This window comes from Sinorhizobium sp., from assembly GCF_059070375.1.
Genome location: NZ_JCACWC010000001.1, coordinates 409,308 through 429,786, shown reverse-complemented (window position 1 = coordinate 429,786; position 20,479 = coordinate 409,308). Strand labels below are relative to the sequence as shown.

The window sequence follows — 20,479 nt, the reverse complement described above, 5'->3', positions numbered from 1 at the left end:
TCAGGTGCGCGAGCAGCATTTTTCACCACCAGTCATCGTTATCGGGGCGGGCATTGTCGGCGCCTCGACCGCGTCGTTTCTCGCACTCGCGGGTACGCCCGTTCGGCTGCTCGACGCTTCGACGCCGGCCAGCGGGGCGACCGGCGCGGCGGATGGTGCCGTGTCGGTGGCGAGCAAACGCGCGGGCCCGATGATGACCATGGCCCGGGCCGGAGCGGCGGTTTATCGCGAACTCGCGGAGGAGGGATTGTTCCAGGGCCTGTTCCACAGGCGGCCCACCTTCCTCGTTGCGACGAGCGACGCGGAAGCCGAGGTCCTTTCCGACCACTCGAAAGCTCTCGCCGAGGTCGGTGCGCCGGTGCGTTGGCTCACCCGGGATATGGTTACAGATAGATTGGCCCTGCTCTCCCGAAAAACGGTGGCAGTGCTGGAAGTCGAAGACGAGGGGCACGCCATCGGCTACAGCATAGTCTCGCGTCTGATTTCCGCCGCAGGGTTGAAGGTGGAGCGCAATTCCCCCGTTGCGGCGCTGGAATACGACGGACGATCCGACCGGGTCAGCGGCGTTCGTGTCGGGGAAGCGGTGATCGAAGCCTCGGCGGTGGTCGTCGCCGCAGGTGGCGGCGCGGGCAAGCTCATAGGACTTCCCGATGTGTCGCGTCCACGCAGGGGGCAGCAACTGGTGACCGAGCGGGCACCCGCTCTCAATGCCGGCCTGCCGGGTTCGCTTCTCTCCTGCAGCTATCTCCTCAGCAAGAAGCACCAGGGCACGCAGGTGGATGCCCGGGGATACGGCGTCGTCATCGATCCGCTCGATACCGGCCAGTTCCTGATCGGCTCGACACGGGAGGAGGGCCGCACCATCCCTGAAAATGATATCGAAGCGGTTGCTCACCTGGCGGCCTCCGCCGGGGACATGGTGCCCGCGCTAGGGCGCTTGCGCATCCTTCGGTGCTTTGCCGGCATCCGCACTGCCATATGCGACGGCCTGCCGATGGTCGGCAGGATGCCGGGCGTCGACAATCTCTTCGTCGCAGCCGGGTTTGAAGGAGACGGTATCTGTCTTGGGCCGCTGACCGGCCGGATCGTTGCGGGTCTTGTTCGGGGGGAGGAGCCGGAGGTCGATGTTTCGCCGTTCGATCCGGGGCGGTTCGCCGGTAGGAGCATCGCGGCATGACCACCGTCGGGATTTTCTTCTGGCGGGGCGCCGAGGTGCCGTTCCGAGCAGGCGAAAGCATTGCAGCCGCCCTTGCCGGCTCGAACATTCATGGATTCGGAAAGGATCCCGCCGGGTCACAAACCCGGTATTTCTGCGGCATCGGTGCCTGTCAGTGTTGCCTCGTCCGCGTGGATGGGCGCGCAACCGAGGCCTGCCTCGAACCGGTTTATGACGGTATGGTCGTAATGGCGCTGGAGGATGACGATGCGAGAGGCTGACGTCATGGTCGTCGGCGGGGGACCGGCCGGCGTTTCGGCGGCGATCGAAGCTGCGAAATCGGGGCTCTCGGTGATGCTTTGCGAGCAGAGACATGCGCTCGGCGGCGCCATCCATCGCCAGCCGGCCGAAGGCGTGGCCCCCATTGCCGTCTTACCGTCGCTTAGGGGCCGCTGGCAGGCCCTGTCTGCGGAGCTCTCCGCCTCGAGCGTGGATGTTCGGACCCGCCGGGCATTCGTCGGCATCGACAGCACAGGCGCCGTGCTGATCGAAGACCGGACAGCCGGCAAGGTCGAAGTATGCCGGCCGCGCGCCTTGATTTTAAGCTGCGGGGCCGTGGAGCGGGTAAGACCGCGTCCGGGCTGGCATTTGCCTGGCGTCGCTGCAGCAGGCGGTCTCCAGGTGATGCTGAAGGAGGGCCGCGTGCCGGAGGGACGCATCCTGCTTGCGGGAAGCGGCCCGCTGCTGCTCGCTTTGGCCGCACAAATGACGGCAGCCGGCAATCCGCCGGTGGCCGTCATCGAGGAGGGAGATCCTGCTTCGCGGCCCCTGGCTGCTGTCCGTCTGCTGGCTCATCCGTCCATCCTTGCGGACATGGCTGCCTTGATGGTGCCTGTCCTGCTCCGCCGCGTCGTGTGGCGCCGCGGCACGCGTCTGACTGAGATCACCCGATCCGGCGATATGCTCACCGCATGCCTCATCGCGTCAAATGGGCGGGAGGAGCGGATCGAGGTAGACCGCATCGGTCTCCATGACGGGCTGCGTCCGAACGATTTCGGCCTGCCGACCAATGATGCGGCGGCAGGCCTCGTCATCCTTAGGGCCGGAGACGTTCGTGAAGTGCTCGGCGCGCACGCCGCCGAGGCGGATGGAGCCAAAGCGGGCCGCGAGGCTGCGGCCCGGCTGGCAGGGCGCGCTCCGCGCAGTGGCCGGAGCGGGATTCGACGGCTGCGCTCCGTGCAGACCAGCCTCTCCCGCCTTTTCGCGCCCGTCCACGATGCGCCGATCCTTGGCGATTGTCCGGACGAAACGGTGATCTGTCGTTGCGAGAACCGGACAATCGGCCATCTGAAGGCGCAAATGTCAGGGCCGGACGCTGTTTCGGCACGAGAATTGCGCCTCAACGGACGGTTCGGCATGGGTGCCTGCCAGGGACGCTTCTGCACAGAATGGACGCTTTCACTGATGTCCGAACTGCGCCCCGCAGCCGCTCCGGCAAGCTTTGCCGAAATGGGCGCTTGCCGTTGGCCGTTGCGGCCCGTACCCCTGTCGTCGCTCGCAAAAGCCCGCATGAGCGGCGACACCGGGATCCGGGAAAGGAAACTGCCGGCTGAAGCCATTGAGACCTGAAACAAAAAATAGGGGAACGTGAATGAGGAAGATACAGAGACTGTCTGCGGGTGCCCTGATGTTACTCGCGTCCACGCTTGCCTGTTCGCCAGCATGGGCACAATCCATCACCATCGCCATCGGGTCGGAGCCTTCGACGCTCGATCCGCAGCTTAGGGATGACGGCGGCGAGCGCCAGGTCAACGACAACATCTATGAGACGCTGATGGCAAGGACGCCAACCGGCGAACTCGTGCCGGGTCTGGCCGCGCAGCCTCCGAAGCAGATCGACGCCACGACCTGGCAGTTCAAATTGCGGGACGGCGTCAAGTTCCACAATGGCGAACCTTTCAATGCCGATGCCGTGGTTGCATCCGTCTCGCGGGTCATCGATCCTGCCAACAATTCCGAGCAGATGGCGTATTTCGGTACGATCAAGGCGGCCGAAAAGGTCGATGACCTGACAGTCAACCTCATGACCACAGGTCCGGATCCGATCCTCCCTTCGCGCATGTACTGGATGAAGATGATCGCGCCTGGCTATGCCAAGGACGGCGATCTTGCCGGTGCGCCGGTCGGAACCGGTCCGTACAAGTTCGACAGCTGGAACCGCGGGACGGACCTGAAGCTCGTCGCAAACGCGGACTACTGGGGCGGGGAACCTGGGATCGACGACGTCACCTACCGCTTCGTGACGGAGCCGGGCACACGCCTTTCCGGCCTGCTTTCCGGCGAATTCGACGTGATCACAAACCTCCTGCCGGAGTTCACGACGAATGTGCCGAAGTTCGCTGCCGTTCCCGGCCTCGAGACGTCCGTCTTCGTCCTGGGTACGGACAATGAAGTTACAAAGGACCCGAAGGTGCGCGAGGCGCTCAACCTCGCAATCGACCGCAAGGCCATGGTCGAGGGCCTTTTCATGGGCTATGCGACGATCGCCAAGGGGTCGCACATCAATCCGGCCGCCTTCGGCTTCAACGAGAAGCTGGAGCACTATCCTTATGACATCGAGAAGGCGCGGGCTCTGATCAAGGAGGCAGGGGCCGAGGGCAAACCCCTCGTGGTCGTCGGCGAATCCGGCCGCTGGCTGAAGGACCGTGAGCAGATCGAGGCGGTCGCGGGTTACTGGGCCGAGACCGGGCTGAACGTCACGACCGACATCCAGGAATTCTCGCAATATCTCGACAGCCTGATGGGCGACGGGCCGCGTCCCGACGCGATCTTCATCGCCAATTCCAACGAACTGCTCGATGCCGACCGGGAAATGTCCTTCATCTACCACAAGGACGGTGCAGCGGCATCGAACTCGGATGCCGAGATGGCCACCATGATCGAAGCGGCACGCGTCGAAACGGATACCGCAAAACGCAAGGCGCTGTATGACGATATCCAGAAAAAGGGGCACGACCTGAACTACACGGTGCCGCTGTTCAATCTCCAGGACATCTACGGAATGTCGGAACGCATGGAATGGCAGCCGCGTGTCGACGCGAAGTTGATGGTGAGCGAGATGAAGGTCACCGAATAACGTCGCCCGCAGGTGGCTTGACCCTTGCCGCGGACCATTTCTGCGGCAAGAGTCGCCCCGACAACAGGAATGTCTCATATGCTGGAATTCATCCTCCGCCGCCTGTTCCAGGGGGTGCTCGTCGTCTTCGGGGTGACAGCGACCGTCTTCGTCGTGACCCGGCTGGTGGGCGATCCGGTTGCGCTGATGCTTCCGCTGAGCTCGACGGAGGCGCAAAGGGCTGCCTTTGCCCAGCAGATCGGCCTGGACCAGCCGATCGCCACGCAGTTCCTGCGTTTCGTCGCAGACATCGCCACTCTGGACTTCGGAAACAGCCTCTGGCAGCGGCGTCCTGCGATTGAAGTCGTGTTCGAGCGCTTGCCTAACACGCTGCTGTTGATCGCGGCGGGTCTTGGAGCCGCCGTCATGCTTTCGATACCGATGGGCGCCGTTTCGGCTCTGCGTCCGGGCGGACTGGTCGATCGGCTGACCATGTCGGTCGGTCTTCTCGGGCTCGCGATGCCGCAATTCTGGCTTGGTCTCGTCGCCATCATGATCTTTGCGGTGACGCTGAGATGGCTGCCGACCTCCGGCATGGGCACGGCCGCGCACCTTGTTCTTCCGGCCCTTACGCTCGCACTGACGCCGCTTGCGCGCTTCACGATGATGGTGCGCGCGTCAATGATCGACGAACTCAACAAGCCCTATGTCAAGACGGCAAGGGCAAAGGGCCTCGGACTAACGCGCATTCTGCGCGTCCATACCTTACGCAACATCCTGGTTCCCTTTCTCTCTATCTCCGGATGGGAACTGATCGCCACTCTTTCCGGCTATACGGTTGTAGTCGAAACGGTGTTCGCGTGGCCGGGGCTTGGCCTGACGGCCGTGCAGGCGATCCAACGGGGCGACCTGTTTCTGATGCAGGCCATCGTCTTCGTCATCGCTTTCCTGATCGTCTTGATCGGGATCGTGCTCGACATCCTGTCGAAGGCGGTGGATCCGAGAATGGAATTGAACTGATGGCCGCTCCTGCTTCCGCCGCTTCATCCACTCCTGTCAGCACGCGCGTGCCGCGCGCGGGCATATCGGAACTCTGGCACGACAAGGCCGCTGCCATCGGGCTTGCCTTCATCCTGCTCATCGTTTTCCTGGCCCTGTTCGCTCCGCTTATCGCACCTTACGATCCGGCCGCGCAGTCGATCATGGCACGGCTGAAGCCGCCGGCCTGGATGGAGCGCGGCACCTGGGAACACTTGCTCGGAACCGACAATCTCGGCCGCGACGTCCTGTCCCGCATCATCTGGGGCGCGAGGGCGACGCTGACGATCGGCGCCGTCACCTGCCTTCTGGCGGCGACACTGGGGACGGTCATCGGCCTTTGGGCAGGCTTCATGGGAGGGCGCATGGACTCGATCTTGATGCGTCTGGTCGACATTCAGGTCAGCTTCCCCGGCATCCTTCTCATCCTCCTCGTCGTCGCGGTTCTGGGGCCCGGCGTCTGGACGCTTGTTGCGGTCCTGTCGGTGACGAACTGGATGGTCTATGCCCGGCTCGTGCGTGGCATCGTCTCGTCGACCCGTCAGACCCCTTACGTCGAAGCAGCCGAAGTGATCGGCTGTCGTCCTGCACGGGTCATCTTCAGGCATATCCTGCCGAACATCGTCTCGCCGCTGCTGACGCTGGCGATCCTGGAGTTCACCAATATCGTGCTGGCGGAAGCAGCGGTGTCGTTTCTCGGCTTCGGCGTTCAGCCTCCGGCGACGTCATGGGGGCTCGACGTCGCCTCGGGACGGGACTACCTGTTCATCGCGTGGTGGCTCGTGACCTTTCCGGGCCTTGCGATCGTCGTCACGGTGCTGTCCATCAATCTCTTCGCCAACTGGCTGCGGGTAACGACCGACCCCGAGGAGCGGGAGAAACGCTTTGCGCGCGCCGAGGCGGCCAGGCGGCGGCGCGGGCGACGGACGGTGGATGCATGACCATGCCTCTGCTCGAGATCGACAACCTGCATGTCTGTTTCGATACGCGCGCCGGCACCGTCCAGGCCCTGCGCGGGGTATCCCTGACCGTCGCACCGGGCGAAACGCTCGGCATCGTCGGCGAATCCGGGTCCGGCAAGAGCGTGACGGCACAGGCGGTAATGGGCCTGATCGACGTGCCGGGGCGCATCTCGGACGGTGAGATCCTCTGGGAGGGAAAGCCGCTCGCCGGGTTCGATGTCGCCGACGCTGCACGCGATATCTGGGGCAGGGAGATCACGATGATCTTTCAGAACCCGATGACGTCGCTCAATCCGCTGATGACCGTGGGGGCGCAAATCGCCGAGGTGATAGAGGTTCACATGGGATTCAGCAGGCGGGCGGCGCGGCAACGGGCGGCGGAACTGCTTTCGGCGGTCGGTATCTCCGGGGCGGAGCGGAGGCTCGATCAGTATCCGCACGAGTTTTCCGGCGGCATGCGACAGCGCGTCATGATTGCCATGGGCATTGCTTGCGAGCCCAAGCTTCTAATCGCCGACGAGCCGACAACGGCCCTGGACGTGACGATCCAGGCCCAGATTCTGGAGCTTCTGGCGGAGTTGCAGGAGAAGATGCGGCTGGCGATCGTTCTGATCACCCACGATCTCGGCATCGTCGCAGGCCTCTGTCACCGCGTCGCCGTCATGTATGCGGGGCAGATCGTCGAAACCGGTCCGGTGGATGCCATTTTCGAGAATCCATCGCATCCCTATACGCAGGGTCTGATCCGCTCGACCCCAGGCCTCGATGACGACGAGGAACGGCTGACGGCGATAGACGGAGCTCCGCCGGGGCTGTTGCAGCCGCCTTCCGGCTGCGCTTTCCTGCCTCGCTGTCCGATCGGCGACGAGGGTTGCCGGGTGCCTCAAGTTCTCCGTGCGATGGGTGCGGGCACAGTGGCCTGCCGCAAGGCCGGCGAACAGGCATGGAGGGAGGCAGTATGACGGTCGCCCCAGTGCTGTCGGTTTCCGGCCTCGCCATCGATTACGAACTCTCGTCCGGCGGACTTTTCCGCAAACGCCGGAGCGTCAATGCCGTCAGTGATGTGAGCTTCGACCTGGCGCCGGGTGAAACGCTCGGTCTTGTCGGCGAGTCCGGCTCCGGCAAGACGACCGTCGGCCGCGCGGTGCTCCGCCGCATTCCCGCTGCGCAAGGCAGGATCGTCTTCGGCGGCGAGGACATTACCCATCTCGGCGGCGAGCCGCTGCGACGCCTGCGGGCGCGCATGCAGATCGTCCTGCAGGACCCCTATACGTCGCTCAATCCGCGCATGAAGGTCTCGAGCATCGTCGCCGAACCGCTTATCGTCCACGGCCTCGCGGGTTCCGCAGAGGAAGCGCGTGCCGCTGTTGCCGAATTGCTGGAGCGCGTGGGACTGCCCAGCGATGCCGCGGACCGCTATCCGCACAGCTTTTCCGGCGGACAGCGCCAGCGGATCGGCATTGCCAGAGCCCTGGCGCTGAAGCCCGCGCTCATCGTGGCTGACGAGCCTGTCTCCGCCCTCGACGTCTCGGTGCGGGCTCAGGTCATCAACCTCATGCAGGACCTGCAGCGCGATCTGGGAATATCCTATCTCTTCATTGCCCACGACCTCGCTATCGTGCGGCACATCTCTCATCGGGTGGCGATCATGTATGCGGGGAGGATCGTCGAGGTCGCGCCGCGCGACGCCATTTACGAGCGGCCGATCCATCCCTATACAGAGGCATTGCTGTCTGCGGTTCCGGTCGCCAATCCGAAGCTCCAGCGCGCGCGGCGACGCATCGTGCCTGCGGGCGAGTCCGTCGATATCGCCAATCCGCCGACCGGCTGCCGCTTCCATCCGCGCTGCTCGCTTGCGACGGACCGGTGCCGCGAAGAGGCTCCGCAGCTCCTGCGCAAGACCGACGATCATTTTGCCGCCTGCTGGAATCGGCACTCATGATGGAATTGTTGCTCAGCCCCCAGGGGATAGCCGCGGCTGTCGCGCTCATCCTTGCCGGTGCGGTTCAGGGTTCCACCGGTTTCGGATTCAACATGCTCGCAGCGCCGATGCTCGCCATCATCGATCCCGCCTTCGTGCCTGGACCGATGCTGGCTATGGCCATAGCCGTGAGTGCCGGTGGTACGGTTCGGGAATGGAGCGACGTCAACCGGCAGGATCTGGCCTTCTCCCTGACAGGGCGCCTGCTGGCGGCAGGGGCGGCCGCGTTCTGCCTGCAATTGCTAAGCCCGGATGCCTTTGCGGCCGTCTTCGGCTTCGGCGTGCTCTTCGCGGTGGCGCTCAGCCTTGCGGGGCTGAGGATCGAAACGACGCGCAGTTCGCTCTTCCTCGCCGGGGTTCTTTCCGGTTTCATGGGCACCCTGACCTCGATCGGGGCTCCGCCCATGGCCATGGTTTATCAAAATGCCGGCGGCGCACGCATGCGTGCGACCCTGAACGCCTTCTTCGTCGTCGGCGGCATCATCTCGATCGGAGCCCTTTTCGTCGTCGGCAGTTTCGCCCTCGCCGATCTCCTTCTTGCCGCGACCATGCTCCCCTTCGCCTTTCTCGGCTTTCTGCTGTCGGGCTGGGGACGACGGCTCGTCGACCGAGGGCATGTGAAGGCCATCGTCCTCATCGTGTCGGCGGCTTCAGCTCTTGTTCTGCTTTTGCGCGCATTTTCATGAGGATGCCATGACAGACGCACCAAGAATTCTCATTACCGGTGCTGGCAGCGGAATCGGCGCCGCAATCGCGCGGCGCATCGCGACGCCCGGCATGCGGCTTTTCCTGCACACGGGCGCCAATGCGGAGGGACTGAGGACGGTCGCGGAGGAGGTGAGCGCAAAAGGTGCCGAGGTTGTCACGGACCTCGGAGACCTGTCCGATCCGACCGTTCCCGGACATCTCGTACGGGCGGCGCGTGCAGCCTTCGGCGGGCTCGACCAGATCGTTTCGAATGCCGGCCGCGCGCAGCGATCGTCGTTCGGTCAGCTGACGGACGAAGACCTGCAGACAGCGTTCGACATGATGCCGATGGCCTTTTTCCGGCTGGTCGACGCCGCTCTGCCGGACCTGAGAACATCCACGCAGGGACGAGTGGTCGCCGTCAGTTCGTTCGTCGCCCACGGCTTCGGGACGAACGGCATGCATTTTCCCGCATCCGGTGCCGCCAAGGCTGCGCTGGAGGCTCTGGCCAAATCGCTTGCCGCCCAGCTCGCGCCTGAAGGTGTGACGGTAAACTGCGTGGCACCCGGCTTCACGCGCAAGGACAGCGGCGGCCATGCCGCCACGACATCAGCAGCGATGGAAAGCGCACGTGCGGTTACACCGAACGGCCGGCTCGGGGAGCCGATCGACGTGGCCGAATTGGTCGCCTTCCTTCTGTCACCCGGAGCACGCCATATCACAGGGCAGGTCATGCATGTGGACGGCGGACTGCTGCTGGCATGAGTTGTGCGGACAGCCGAAGTTCGACCCTCGGGGGCGGTCTGCTTCGGGCGAAACCGAGCCACTCATCGTCCGGATGGCGCTGGTCTGCAATAGGGCCGGTTGCGAAAGTCTCCTACAGGGTAAATTTATCGAACGGCCGCCCCTGGGCAACCGAGGGTGCTGCTGTTCCGAGCGCTGCGGCCAGTACGTCGGCCAGGCCGCGTCCGGCGCTGCCGTCTTCATCAAGGCGCGGATTGTAGATGGTAATCTCGATGCCGACTGCCTTGCCGCTCGCCAAGGCAACCCGAAGCGCGGTCCCCAGCTCGTCCCACGACAACCCGCCGGGCATGCGGAAATCGACAGCCGGCATGACGACATCGTCGAGGCAATCGGCGTCGAGGTGGATGAAGAAGCCATCCAGCTCCTCTCGCGTCAGGTGGTGAACCGCTTCGCGGGCGGCGGCCTCGACGCCCATCGCGCGCACGGCGGGGAGGTCGATCGCCTTGAGCTCTTTGGGAAGCGGTTGGCTTCCGTACTCCTCCTGGTCCTTGTGATCGCGATACGCGAACGCGACAGCGTTTTTGGGAGGGACCAGAGGACCGCGACCTTCAATGTCAGCCAGTTTCGACGGGCCGTAGCCGGTGACCAGGGCAAGGTCCATTGAGGCGCCCTCACCATTGGGCTCCGCCTCGGGCTGGAAAAAATCGGCGTTGCCGTCGATGAAGAACAGGCCGTAGCTGCCGCGCCGTCGAAACGCGAGCATCGAGCCCAGCACGATCGTGCAATCGCCGCCGAGTACGACCGGAAATTCGCCCGCGTCAAGCACCGCTTCCACCGCGTCGGCGAGCTTGGGCGACCACGCGGCAATTGCACTGGCATTCAGGGTGCCGGTCTCCGGATCAGGCGTTGGGTCCTTCGGAAGCACCGTCAGCCGCTCGGCGCGGCGCGCTTGAATGCGCTCCGCGAGACCGAGGCTCAAGAGCTGGTCGGGCAAGTGCTCCACACCGTCAGTCGCGAGGCCTAGCGTAGAGGGGGCTTCGAGAATTGCGTAGGGAAGGGTCGGCATGGGCGCCTCCGTTGGCGGCTGCTTTGCGGAGTAGGCATCGTAAAGCGCTTCGAACGCCCGACATCATTCGTCCCTACCGAGACATGGTGGATCACAACTACCTCCGCTCCAGCTTTGTCCCCCTAACAGCCGCTTCTGGTCATTGTTCCGTCAAAGCCGACTGTCGTTTGTGGCCAGAATGGACCGAAGCGAATTCGGAACCGCTGAGCCGGCAGCAACCGGTATCGCTTCCACGCCATCCGGGTTACGATGCGTAGCTGAGAACGGGCGTCTCGTCGGACCACCTGCGTCAGGAGGGCAGTGTGAAATCGCCAACAGTGAGAGTTATGGCCGCGGCCGAGGAAGATCTGGCGATCGAAACGGTCATGCTGGCGTTTGCAGCGGATCCCATGGCGAGATGGACCTGGCCGCATGCACACCAGTACCTTGCGGCCATGCCGCGAATGATCCGGGCGTTCGGGAGCAGCGCATTCGCTAACGGAACCGCCTTTTGCACCGACGGCTGCGCCGGGGCGGCGCTGTGGCTATCGCCCGGGGTGCATTCCCACGAGGAGGGGCTTGGTGCGGTGCTCGAGAGCACGGTTGCGCGCTCTCTTGCCCCCGAAACCACGGCCATATTCGAGCAGATGGCCACGTACCACCCGACCGAACCCCATTGGTACCTGCCCCTGATCGGCGTCGATCCGGCGCATCAAGGCGAAGGTCACGGCGACGCCTTGATGGCGTACGCACTCGCACGGTGCGATCGCGATCACGCGCCAGCCTATTTGGAATCCTCGAACCCGCGCAACATTCCGTTCTATCGACGCTACGGCTTCGAACCGCTCGGCGCGATCCAGGCCGGTTCGTCGCCGACGCTCGTCCCGATGCTGCGGCCGCCGCGTTGAGCTTCAATCAATCGGTCGGAGAGTCGCCCGTCCCTTGCCAGAAGTGCCGTTTCCGGTGGTCTGCGGCACGATCCGCGACGACTTCGAAGCCACTGCTGCTTCGGCAAGGCGCGTCTTTCCTGCCTGCGCCGCTAGCTTCCCTACTACCAGGGCGTAGGGCGGGCGCCGGCTGACCATTTTGATGAACCGGACTAAGATGGTGGGTGTATTCTCCCGACGCGCGATAATGCCGTCGGGAGCTTTGCGACTACTTCTCGGCCGACGCTGCGGCCTTCTCGATAAGTTGGGAGACGGCTCCCGGATGGGAAACCATGAGGACGTGCGAAGCGCCCTTGACGACGACGGTCTCTTTGGACTTTGCGCGCTCAGCCATCCAAGACATCGCGGCGGGCGGAATGTTCTTGTCAGCGTCGCCGTAAACAAACCACGACGGGATTTTCTTCCAGGCAGGCGCGCCAGCCGGCTCCTTCAACGCGGCTTCGGCGACAGGGCGTTGCCCCGCTGCCATGAGCTTGGCTTCAACGAGCGGAACGTCTGCGGCGAACTGATCGTGAAACTTGTTCTGGTCGATGTACAGATCATGACCACCATCCGGCAGGGTGACCGGCGGGGCGAGGGTAGGGCCCAGGGTACTGCCGGGGAACTTTCCGGTGAGATCGATGGCCGTTTCTCCCGCTTCCGGCGCAAACGCCGCGACGAAGACCAGAGCCTTGACGTTCTCATGACCGTTCGCGGCGCTGGAGATGACGCTGCCGCCGTAGGAATGGCCGACAAGAACAATCGGCCCCTTGATCCCGGAGAGAATGGCCGAAACATAATCAGCATCGCCCTTGACGCTTCTGAGCGGATTGGCGGCCCCTACGACAGGATAGCCGTCTTTTTCCAGCTCCCGCACGACACCGTTCCAGCTGTTCGATTCTGCGAACGCACCATGCACGAGTACGACAGTGGGCTTCTGACCGGCAAAAGCCGGCCCAGCAAGGGCCAGAGCACTCGCTGCCAGGGCCGCGAGGATATGCGTGTAGCGGGACATGTGATCTCCTTTCGCTTGAAGTGACCCGCGAATAAGAGCTTTCGGGTGTATCCGCGATATGTTCGAAACGCGCGGCGGTGTAACGAAGTTTGTCGCGAGAACGCAGCCGTACATCTGCTTACAAATTTCATATGGAGAGCGTCGCCGCAGGAGGGGCGCGGACGCTCGCAACTCGATCCCCGCGGCGATGCCGGAGCCGGCGAGAAGCGCGGGGATGAGCCATAGCATACGCTATGGGCATCATCGCTGAAGGGCAGGACGAAGCCCGCAAAGCGAAGGTGCGGCTTCCGGAAGGAAGCCGCACCGATGTGGAATTGGAGTCTAACGCATCGACTTAAATGCGGCCCGCAATTCCTCGGCAAACAGCTGCGGCTGTTCCCAGGCAGCGAAATGGCCACCCTTTTCGACCTGGTTGTAGTAGACCAGAGATGGGTATGCCTGCTTGCTCCAGCTTTCCGGTGCCTTGTAGATTTCCTTCGGGAACACCGTGATTGCCACGGGCACCTTGATGTCTTTGGTCTTCTGGGCGTCGGAGCTGAAGTTGTTGTTGTTGTTCTCCCAGTAGAAGCGCGACGACGACGCACCGACGTTCGTCAGCCAATAGAGGGTGATGTCGTTGAGCATCTCGTCCCGGGAGAGGACATTTTCAGGCACGCCGTTGCTGTCGCTCCATTGAACGAATTTCTCATAGATCCACGCCGCTAGACCGGATGGCGAGTCCGCTAGCGAGTAGCCGATGGTCTGCGGGCGGGTCACCATCATTGCGCCATAGGCGGCGTTCCTGCCGAAGAACGTGCTAAGCGACCTATAGGCTTCCCTTTCGGGCTGCGATAAGCTCACCGGTGCCGGATCGCCTGCATTGATGCCCCTCATCAGCTCCCCTGGAACAGTCGCGGGCATGTTGAGGTGAATGCCGAGCAAGCCCTTCGGAGCTTGCCGCGCCAGCGCATCAGAGATCACCGAACCGTGGTCGCCACCTTGGGAAACATAGGTCGAATATCCCAGACGTTTCATGAGCACGTCCCAAGCTTTCGCGACCCGCTCCGGTCCCCATCCGAGTTCGGTAGGCTTGCCGGAGAATCCATGACCGGGAATCGACGGGATCACGACGTCGAACGCATCTTCCGCGCGACCACCGTAGGCGGTTGGATCGGTAAGTGGACCAATCGTCTTGATGAACTCGAACTGCGATCCCGGCCAGCCGTGCGTTAAAATGACGGGGAGGGCGTTTGGGTGACGCGACCGGACGTGGATGAACTGGATATCGACCCCGTCAATCGTGGTAATGAATTCCGGCAGGGCATTCAGTTCCTGCTCGGCCTTACGCCAATCATACTCGCTTCCCCAGTAGCGAATCAGTTCCTGAACACGTTGGAGCTGGATGCCCTGGGAGATATCGCCGACAGTCTCCTTATCCGGCCAACGCGTGTTCGCGATCCGCTTGCGAAGATCGTCGAGCTGAGACTGCGGGACATGAATTTCAAACGGGCGAATGCTTTCATCCGCCTGCTGGTTCTTGGAACTGACTAAGGTGGTGTCAGCGGCGCTTACCTCTCGCAGGGCTGTGACCGGCAGCAGCATCATGGACCCAATAGCAAGCGCGATGGCGCGGTCAGCAATATGATTCCGGCGGGACAATGTGTCGATAGCAGTCATGTGGCCTCTCCTTGTCTGTGTCGATTGACGACAATCAGTGCGGAGCGGGATCTACGAACCTGACGTATCTGCCCTGTTTCAGGATTTTATGCAGTTGTATCAAAGCGTTTACTGAGCGGCTTTGACACGATTCCATACGAAGAATTCCGGAGTTAAAGCGGCGCGTCGCCCGAATGGGGGCTGTCGATAACCCCGAGCAAAGGTGTTCACCATCAACTAAGACCCTTGCAGTTGAAGACGGCGCATCCGGATCGGGCGTGTCCTGCTAGGGCTTTTCGCATAATGCCGAACAGCGTTACCATCGAGATTTCTTTCAGCACCGTCCGGGCCGGAATCGGTTGATTGGGCCATTCTTTGTTGCGTTTTCGCTGCATTATTACTAGGCAAAATCAATTACTTATTCTACAATTGTTAATGTACGAGTCTCACCGGCTGACAAGGAATATAGAGTCGCCCGCCTACTTCCTGCTCTTGGGTCCTCGCCGACACCAGCACATTCAAGAAGCTCCGGCCCGCCAACTATCGCGCTGAAATCGCTGGCCACCGTAATGAAGCAGCTTAAAGGAGACATCCGCGACAAAGCTTCGATCCCATCCTCGACTCGTGCGCAAGCTTCAAGAAGCGCTTGGCGATCAGCTCTGCGTTGCATTGGATGATCCGAGCGTCACCGAGATCATGCTGAAACCGGACGAAAACTGTTCATTGAACGCTTGGCCCCGGCGTCGCACCGGCAGGCGAGATGTCGTCGGCTGCTTGACGGACATCACCTGCTACTGCACTTTATTTACAGACCCATAACGGCAACCCTCTTTTGATGGTGACCAATGGCGGCTGACTACATCATAGGACCGAACACAGAGAATCCACGGCTGACGCGATCTGTCATGGGCGTGGATCATCTTGGCGAAAAGCTCGAACTTTCGGTTATCGAGGAGCGGCCCCTCACCATCTTCCTCAACTCGCAGGAGATCGTCACGGCCATGACGATCGGCGACTACCCGGAATACCTCGCGCTCGGGTTCCTGCGTAATCAGGGGATGCTAGATCCTGCAGAAACGGTTACCGATGTTGAATATGATGAGGAACTTGACGTGGTTGTCGTCCGGACCGAGAGCCGCACGACGTACGAAGAAAAGGTCAAGAAGAAGACCCGCACGAGTGGCTGTGCTGTAGGTACGGTGTTTGGCGATATGATGGAGGGCCTGGTGGGGCTGACCTTGCCGGCCGCGCCAATGCGGACGTCGTGGCTCTACACGCTGGCCCGCACGATCAACACTACGCCGAGCCTGTATCTTAAAGCTGGCGCGATCCATGGAACGGTGCTGTGCAAGGAGGACCGACCGCTGGTCTATATGGAAGATGTCGGTCGTCACAACGCGGTCGACAAGATCGCCGGCTGGATGCTCTTCGAGAAAGTGGGAGCTGAAGACAAGATTCTCTACACCACCGGACGGCTTACGTCCGAAATGGTTATCAAGACCGCCATGATGGGGATTCCGGTGCTCGCGTCGCGCTCAGGCTTCACGGCCTGGGGCGTGGAGATTGCGCGCCAGGTAGGGCTGACACTGATTGGACGCATGCGTGGTAAACGCTTCGTCTGTCTAACGGGAGAGGAGAGGCTGATCTGGGATGCTGATCCCGATACCGTACCTGAGGATGAGAAACATCACCGCCGCAAAGGCGCACTAATTGACTAAAATTATGGGTGTCATACTGGCCGGAGGCCGTTCCACTCGTATGGGTGGCGGCGACAAGGGCTTGCTGCGGCTCGGCGATGTAACGCTGCTCGGTCATGTACATGCACGGCTTGCGCCGCAATGCGCGGAGCTTGCGATCAACGCCAATGGGGATCCAGCTCGCTTTTCAGATTTCGGGCTTCCTGTGCTTGCCGATACGCTGCCGGATTATCTTGGGCCCCTGGCGGGTGTTCTCGCGGGCCTCGAGTGGGCGGCCGAAGAGGGCGCGGATGCGATCGTGACTGCGGCGGCCGATACGCCTTTCCTCCCCCGTGACCTAGTGGCCAGGCTCAGCGACGCGGCGGCACAGAAGAAGGTTCCAATAGCGCTGGCCGCCTCTCCGGATGAGGCGGGATCGCTGCGCCACCATCCCACCTTCGGTTTGTGGCCTGTCGGTTTGCGCGAGGACCTCCACGCCGAACTTTCAGGCGGGCTTCGCAAGATCATGCTTTGGGCCGAACGGCATGGCACCGCGACTGCGCTGTTTGCGTCGGCGCCGTTCGATCCGTTTTTCAATGTCAACACGCCGCAGGACATGGTGCGCGCCAATGCGATTCTGCACGGAGATTTGGCATGACCTTCTACGACGCGGTCGACTGTACCAGCACACGAAAGATCGGCGCCGTCGGTTTCGTTTTTCATTGGGCTTGCTGATGTCGATGACGCCTCCTCCGCTTACGCCGCCACGCTTGAAGAACGATTGTTTTGCCCTGCCGCCGGGCGTCGATTGGACCCCTGTGGATACTGCGCTCGGCCTGCTACGGGCAAACCTGTCTCCTGTTGTGGATATCCAGGAACTCGACGTTTCTGATGCGCTCGGCCGCGTTTTGGCGCACCATGCAGTTGCACGTCGCTCCAATCCGCCCGCCGCCAACTCAGCCGTCGATGGATACGGTTTTGCTCATGCGGCTACCGGCGAGGGACTCCAGACGCTGCCGCTGATCGAAGGCCGTGCGGCGGCGGGTGTGCCATTTTTAGGCCCTGTGCCGGAGGGAATGGCGGTCCGCATCCTGACCGGAGCAATTCTTCCCGTAGGGGTCGACACGGTGGTTCTGGAGGAGGATACCGCCACCGATGGCCACCGCATAGCCTTCCACGGTCCGATCAAGATCCGAGCAAATACCCGTAAGGCCGGCGAGGACGTGATCGCCGGCGATGTCGCATTGCCGGCGGGGCATCGCCTGCGCCCGCCAGATCTGGCGCTGCTGTCTGCCGTTGGCGCGACAAGGGTTTCGGTTTTCCGTCCGCTGCGCTTGGGTGTGCTGTCCACCGGTGACGAGATCGCCGCGGATGCTGGCGGAGCCCTTCTGGAAGTCGGCCGCATCTATGACGCCAATCGGCCGATGCTTCTGGCAATGGTTCGGCGCTGGGACCATGTGCCTGTAGACCTTGGTCATGTCGGCGATGACCGAGCAGCACTGGCCGCCCGGCTTGACCGAGGGGCAACAGAGGCAGATGTAATCTTCACCTCCGGCGGGGCCTCGGCGGGAGACGAGGATCATGTCTCGGCGCTGTTACAGGAGGCCGGTGTGATGCAAAGCTGGCGTATCGCCGTCAAGCCGGGCCGGCCGTTGGCGCTTGGCTTGTGGAGTGGTGTTCCGGTGTTCGGCCTGCCGGGAAATCCGGTCGCGGCCTTCATCTGCGCTCTAATATTCGGCCGCCCGGCCGTCTCCGTGTTGGCCGGCGAGGGATGGGAGGAGCCAATGAGTTTCACGGTTCCGGCCGCTTTCGAAAAGAACAAGCACGCAGGCCGGCGCGAGTATCTGCGGGCGCGATTGACGCCGGAAGGTCACGCTGAGGTTTTCCGGTCGGAAGGTTCGGGGCGGGTCAGCGGGCTTTCCTGGGCCACCGGACTTGTCGAACTTGCCGATGGCGCCCGCCGGGTCGCACCGGGCGATCCCGTTCGTTTCCTTCCCTACTGCTCTTTTGGATTGTAGTCCATCAAAACGGACGAGGACAACGCTACCGCAAGGGCTCGGAGTGCCAACGATGGAACCTAAAATCGGTGCCAACGGTTACCGTTGAACTTGCAAGTTAAGCGATGATCCCGCATGTTAAACAGGAATTTCCATAGTCGCTGCCTGATCAACAAGACAAGGAGCTGGCGATGAGAGAAATCATTCTCGCGGGAGCGTTCGCACTCTCAACTTCGACTTGCCTGGCGCAGACTGCGACGCCACCGGCGCCTCTATCTCCCCAATCTGCCTCGCCAATAGAGGCGGCTGCCTCGCCACCAGGCGGTCCGGCCAACCTGTGCCAGGAGATTCTTGGCTTCATGAAGGCTCCCCCTCCAGACGCACCTCAAGCTGCCGATGCGAAGAAAACTGCCGTGACGGCCGCTCAGCAGGCAAAGCCTCCGCAGCCCGCCTCGAGCCAGCAAGGCTCGGCCGGTTTGGCTGGCACGGCCACCACCGGCAAAGACCCCTCGGGGGGCGGCGGGAGTAATTCGGCGCAGGCCGTTACCGGACAGGACGGCGTCGCAACCGATGCACCTGAGCCGGGCAAGGATCAGGCGAATGCCGGATCGGTTGCAAACGCACCGCAGAAAGAGTCACGGGCAGCGCCGCTCCCGCCGGCCGATGTGATGAGCACGCCCAAGGAATCCGTGCTGAGCATGGAAGCGGCCCAGCAACTCGCCGACGCGAACGATATCGCGGAATGCCAAAAGACGGCCCGGAAAATGAGAGTTGCCGGCGTTGCCATGCCACCGCCGCTGATTGCATTGGCAGCATTGGATATCCGGTATCAGCAGAATTCAGGCGCAGCTCAAAATCCCTCCGGGACTAGCGGCCCGTAGGAGAACGATAAGATGCCGGAATTGTGCCGAGACGAATAGCCCGTTGGCACCTGGTCGCGGCTACATCGAGTGGCAACGGAAGCGAAGGAGTCCGGAATGGGGATAATCGTGACGGGAGTAGTCGTTGTAGGAGCGATCGCGTTTGGTACCGGCTATTATTTTACGAACGTACAGCCGGCAGAGCCTGCTTGGGAGGTCTACAGGACCGAGGGCGCCCGGGTTGGGGATCCAGGTCACAATCTCGTCGGAAAGAACTGGTCGGGCGAACCCGGCAGCGTTTCTGCGGACAACGAGGAGAAACCTTCATAGGAGGCTCCGAGCGTCTTTTGCTCAGGTGACATTCAAACCCTCTGATCACCCTCTGATCGAACATCCGAGCCGGTCTCAAAATTTGGCCCTTTCGTCCTCGGATTGCCTCGCCTTTCAGCAATGCAGAACTGCTTTGCATTAGGTTCTGCCAGAGTATTTCGCGGCACAGGTGGCGCAACTCTGCCACGACGCGCGATACGCAGATCGCCGTTCGGGTGCGAATATGGCTGGTCTATTCCGCCGGCTCAGCGGCAGTATGCGGCGGTGTCCGGGCACCGGTCTTGCCTTGCTGCTCTTCCACCCAGGCGCTGTGATGTTCCTTGGCCCAGTTCAGGTCCACCGAACCAGAGCCCATTGCCTGATAGGCACCTTCCATACCGAGCGTGCCGATATAGATATGCCCAATGATCACCGCGATCATGATGAGGCCCACGATGGCATGGACATATTGGGCCATCTGCATGCCGTTGACGTCAGTGAAGGAGAACGGAAACAGCATGAACACGCCTGAGACCGACAACGCAGTCCCCCCCACCACGACAGACCAGAAGATGAGTTTCTGCCCGGTGTTGAAACGTCCCGCCGGTACATGCGTTTGGTTCGACCGGTCGAAGAATCCGCCGGCGGACTTAAGCCATTTTGCGTCGTAGCGGTCCGGGAGATTGTGTCGGATCCACGTCAACAACATCAATACGACGCCGAGCATGAACGCCCAGGATACGAAATGATGCGCGTACTTGGCCCAGATCGACCAGGTCGAGAACGCCTCCGGCCCGATCAGCGGCATCAACAGGCGCTTTCCGAAGATCAAGTTCAAACCGGTGATCGCGAGGACGATGAAGGCCGTTGCGGTTGTCCAATGGAGCAGGCGTTCCAGCGCGTTGAACCGGAGAATTTTTTGACCTGATTCGCCTGCCTGTGTCCGAATACGGCCCCGGATGAGATAAAACAGCGCTATCGAGAGCAGCGTGCCGATAATGATGAACGCGCCAACCCAGGGTAGAGCAGTCCGCTCGAAGGTCTGATAGTCGCGACCTTGAGGTTGTTGCAGCGTTGTGGCCTTGCGGTCGGGTATCGTGACCCGACCCTGGATCTTGCCGAGCTCATCAAGAAGCTGCTGCTCGCTCACCCCTTGCGCACCGGGGTTGTTAACCGGTGCGCGCTCCTGCGCCCCGGCGGGCGCCATCCATAGGACGAAAGCCAGTATGAATGCCGCAACCGCCGCCGAGACCAGTCGATAAAGGCTCCAGATCCGCATTTGCTCCGTCCTCCCAATTTCGCTGCGACGCCAAGCAGCACCCGCTATCTCGAT

The 20,479-nt window shown here is 62.2% G+C and carries 19 protein-coding genes and 1 pseudogene; 16 read left to right on the top strand and 4 right to left on the bottom strand.

Going from position 1 to position 20,479, the window contains the following annotated elements; genetic code table 11:
• Positions 1–4 precede the first annotated feature (4 nt).
• From AC5J09_RS02150 to AC5J09_RS02105, 10 genes are all read left to right on the top strand, one after another.
• A complete protein-coding gene (locus tag AC5J09_RS02150; RefSeq protein ID WP_494296742.1) occupies positions 5–1,177 on the top strand; it encodes an NAD(P)/FAD-dependent oxidoreductase in 1,173 nt (390 codons plus the stop codon).
• Complete coding sequence (locus tag AC5J09_RS02145; protein WP_018096288.1) at positions 1,174–1,437, top strand: 2Fe-2S iron-sulfur cluster-binding protein; 264 nt, start codon at positions 1,174–1,176, stop codon at positions 1,435–1,437. Before AC5J09_RS02150 ends, AC5J09_RS02145 begins: the two co-directional genes overlap by 4 nt.
• Entirely contained in the window at positions 1,424–2,785 is a 1,362-nt protein-coding gene (locus AC5J09_RS02140; protein WP_494296741.1) for an FAD-dependent oxidoreductase, read from the top strand. The genes AC5J09_RS02145 and AC5J09_RS02140 overlap by 14 nt, the downstream gene beginning before the upstream one ends.
• Before the next feature lie 22 nt (positions 2,786–2,807).
• Positions 2,808–4,292 (top strand): ABC transporter substrate-binding protein, encoded by a 1,485-nt coding sequence (locus AC5J09_RS02135; protein WP_411927065.1) that lies wholly within the window; start codon positions 2,808–2,810, stop codon positions 4,290–4,292.
• A 78-nt stretch (positions 4,293–4,370) separates the two neighbouring features.
• On the top strand, positions 4,371–5,291 hold the full coding sequence (locus AC5J09_RS02130; RefSeq protein ID WP_102763321.1) for an ABC transporter permease: 921 nt from the start codon (positions 4,371–4,373) through the stop codon (positions 5,289–5,291).
• A complete protein-coding gene (locus AC5J09_RS02125; RefSeq protein WP_494296740.1) occupies positions 5,291–6,250 on the top strand; it encodes an ABC transporter permease in 960 nt (319 codons plus the stop codon). Before AC5J09_RS02130 ends, AC5J09_RS02125 begins: the two co-directional genes overlap by 1 nt.
• Positions 6,247–7,233: an ABC transporter ATP-binding protein gene (locus tag AC5J09_RS02120; protein WP_494296739.1), complete on the top strand. Its 987-nt coding sequence runs from the start codon at positions 6,247–6,249 to the stop codon at positions 7,231–7,233. The genes AC5J09_RS02125 and AC5J09_RS02120 overlap by 4 nt, the downstream gene beginning before the upstream one ends.
• Entirely contained in the window at positions 7,230–8,213 is a 984-nt protein-coding gene (locus AC5J09_RS02115) for an ABC transporter ATP-binding protein (protein ID WP_494296738.1), read from the top strand. The genes AC5J09_RS02120 and AC5J09_RS02115 overlap by 4 nt, the downstream gene beginning before the upstream one ends.
• Positions 8,210–8,938 carry a sulfite exporter TauE/SafE family protein gene (locus tag AC5J09_RS02110; protein ID WP_494296737.1) on the top strand — a complete coding sequence of 243 codons (729 nt, stop codon included), beginning with the start codon at positions 8,210–8,212 and terminating at the stop codon, positions 8,936–8,938. The genes AC5J09_RS02115 and AC5J09_RS02110 overlap by 4 nt, the downstream gene beginning before the upstream one ends.
• A 7-nt stretch (positions 8,939–8,945) precedes the next feature.
• Entirely contained in the window at positions 8,946–9,704 is a 759-nt protein-coding gene (locus AC5J09_RS02105) for an SDR family NAD(P)-dependent oxidoreductase (RefSeq protein WP_379939423.1), read from the top strand.
• 112 nt (positions 9,705–9,816) lie between these two features.
• Here AC5J09_RS02105 and AC5J09_RS02100 read toward each other — a convergent pair whose 3' ends face one another.
• Positions 9,817–10,749: an arginase family protein gene (locus tag AC5J09_RS02100; protein WP_100673332.1), complete on the bottom strand. Its 933-nt coding sequence runs from the start codon at positions 10,747–10,749 to the stop codon at positions 9,817–9,819.
• Positions 10,750–11,075: 326 nt separating this feature from the next.
• On the opposite strand from AC5J09_RS02100, the gene AC5J09_RS02095 reads away from it, so the two are divergent.
• Positions 11,076–11,636: a GNAT family N-acetyltransferase gene (locus AC5J09_RS02095; RefSeq protein WP_494296736.1), complete on the top strand. Its 561-nt coding sequence runs from the start codon at positions 11,076–11,078 to the stop codon at positions 11,634–11,636.
• A 247-nt stretch (positions 11,637–11,883) separates the two neighbouring features.
• On the opposite strand, the gene AC5J09_RS02090 is transcribed toward AC5J09_RS02095, so the two are convergent.
• Positions 11,884–12,669, bottom strand: a complete 786-nt coding sequence (locus tag AC5J09_RS02090; protein WP_324765431.1) for an alpha/beta fold hydrolase — start codon at positions 12,667–12,669, stop codon at positions 11,884–11,886.
• Positions 12,670–12,990: 321 nt separating this feature from the next.
• Complete coding sequence (locus AC5J09_RS02085; protein ID WP_494297049.1) at positions 12,991–14,253, bottom strand: epoxide hydrolase family protein; 1,263 nt, start codon at positions 14,251–14,253, stop codon at positions 12,991–12,993.
• A gap of 675 nt (positions 14,254–14,928) precedes the next feature.
• Here AC5J09_RS02085 and AC5J09_RS02080 point away from each other — a divergent pair.
• The 5 genes and pseudogenes from AC5J09_RS02080 to AC5J09_RS02060 form a co-directional block, all read left to right on the top strand.
• Positions 14,929–15,079, top strand: a pseudogene (locus AC5J09_RS02080) (P-type conjugative transfer ATPase TrbB); the annotation flags it as partial.
• Between the two features lie 70 nt (positions 15,080–15,149).
• Positions 15,150–16,022 (top strand): formate dehydrogenase accessory sulfurtransferase FdhD, encoded by an 873-nt coding sequence (locus AC5J09_RS02075; protein ID WP_494296735.1) that lies wholly within the window; start codon positions 15,150–15,152, stop codon positions 16,020–16,022.
• Positions 16,023–16,026: 4 nt separating this feature from the next.
• Positions 16,027–16,638, top strand: a complete 612-nt coding sequence (mobA, locus tag AC5J09_RS02070; RefSeq protein WP_379939837.1) for a molybdenum cofactor guanylyltransferase MobA — start codon at positions 16,027–16,029, stop codon at positions 16,636–16,638.
• Positions 16,577–17,998, top strand: coding sequence for a molybdopterin-binding protein (locus AC5J09_RS02065; RefSeq protein ID WP_494296734.1), 1,422 nt, complete (start codon positions 16,577–16,579; stop codon positions 17,996–17,998). The genes mobA and AC5J09_RS02065 overlap by 62 nt, the downstream gene beginning before the upstream one ends.
• Positions 17,999–18,168: 170 nt before the next feature.
• Complete coding sequence (locus AC5J09_RS02060) at positions 18,169–18,858, top strand: hypothetical protein (RefSeq protein ID WP_379939431.1); 690 nt, start codon at positions 18,169–18,171, stop codon at positions 18,856–18,858.
• Between the two features lie 541 nt (positions 18,859–19,399).
• Here AC5J09_RS02060 and AC5J09_RS02055 read toward each other — a convergent pair.
• Positions 19,400–20,425: a formate dehydrogenase subunit gamma gene (locus AC5J09_RS02055; protein WP_411927070.1), complete on the bottom strand. Its 1,026-nt coding sequence runs from the start codon at positions 20,423–20,425 to the stop codon at positions 19,400–19,402.
• Positions 20,426–20,479 lie beyond the last annotated feature (54 nt).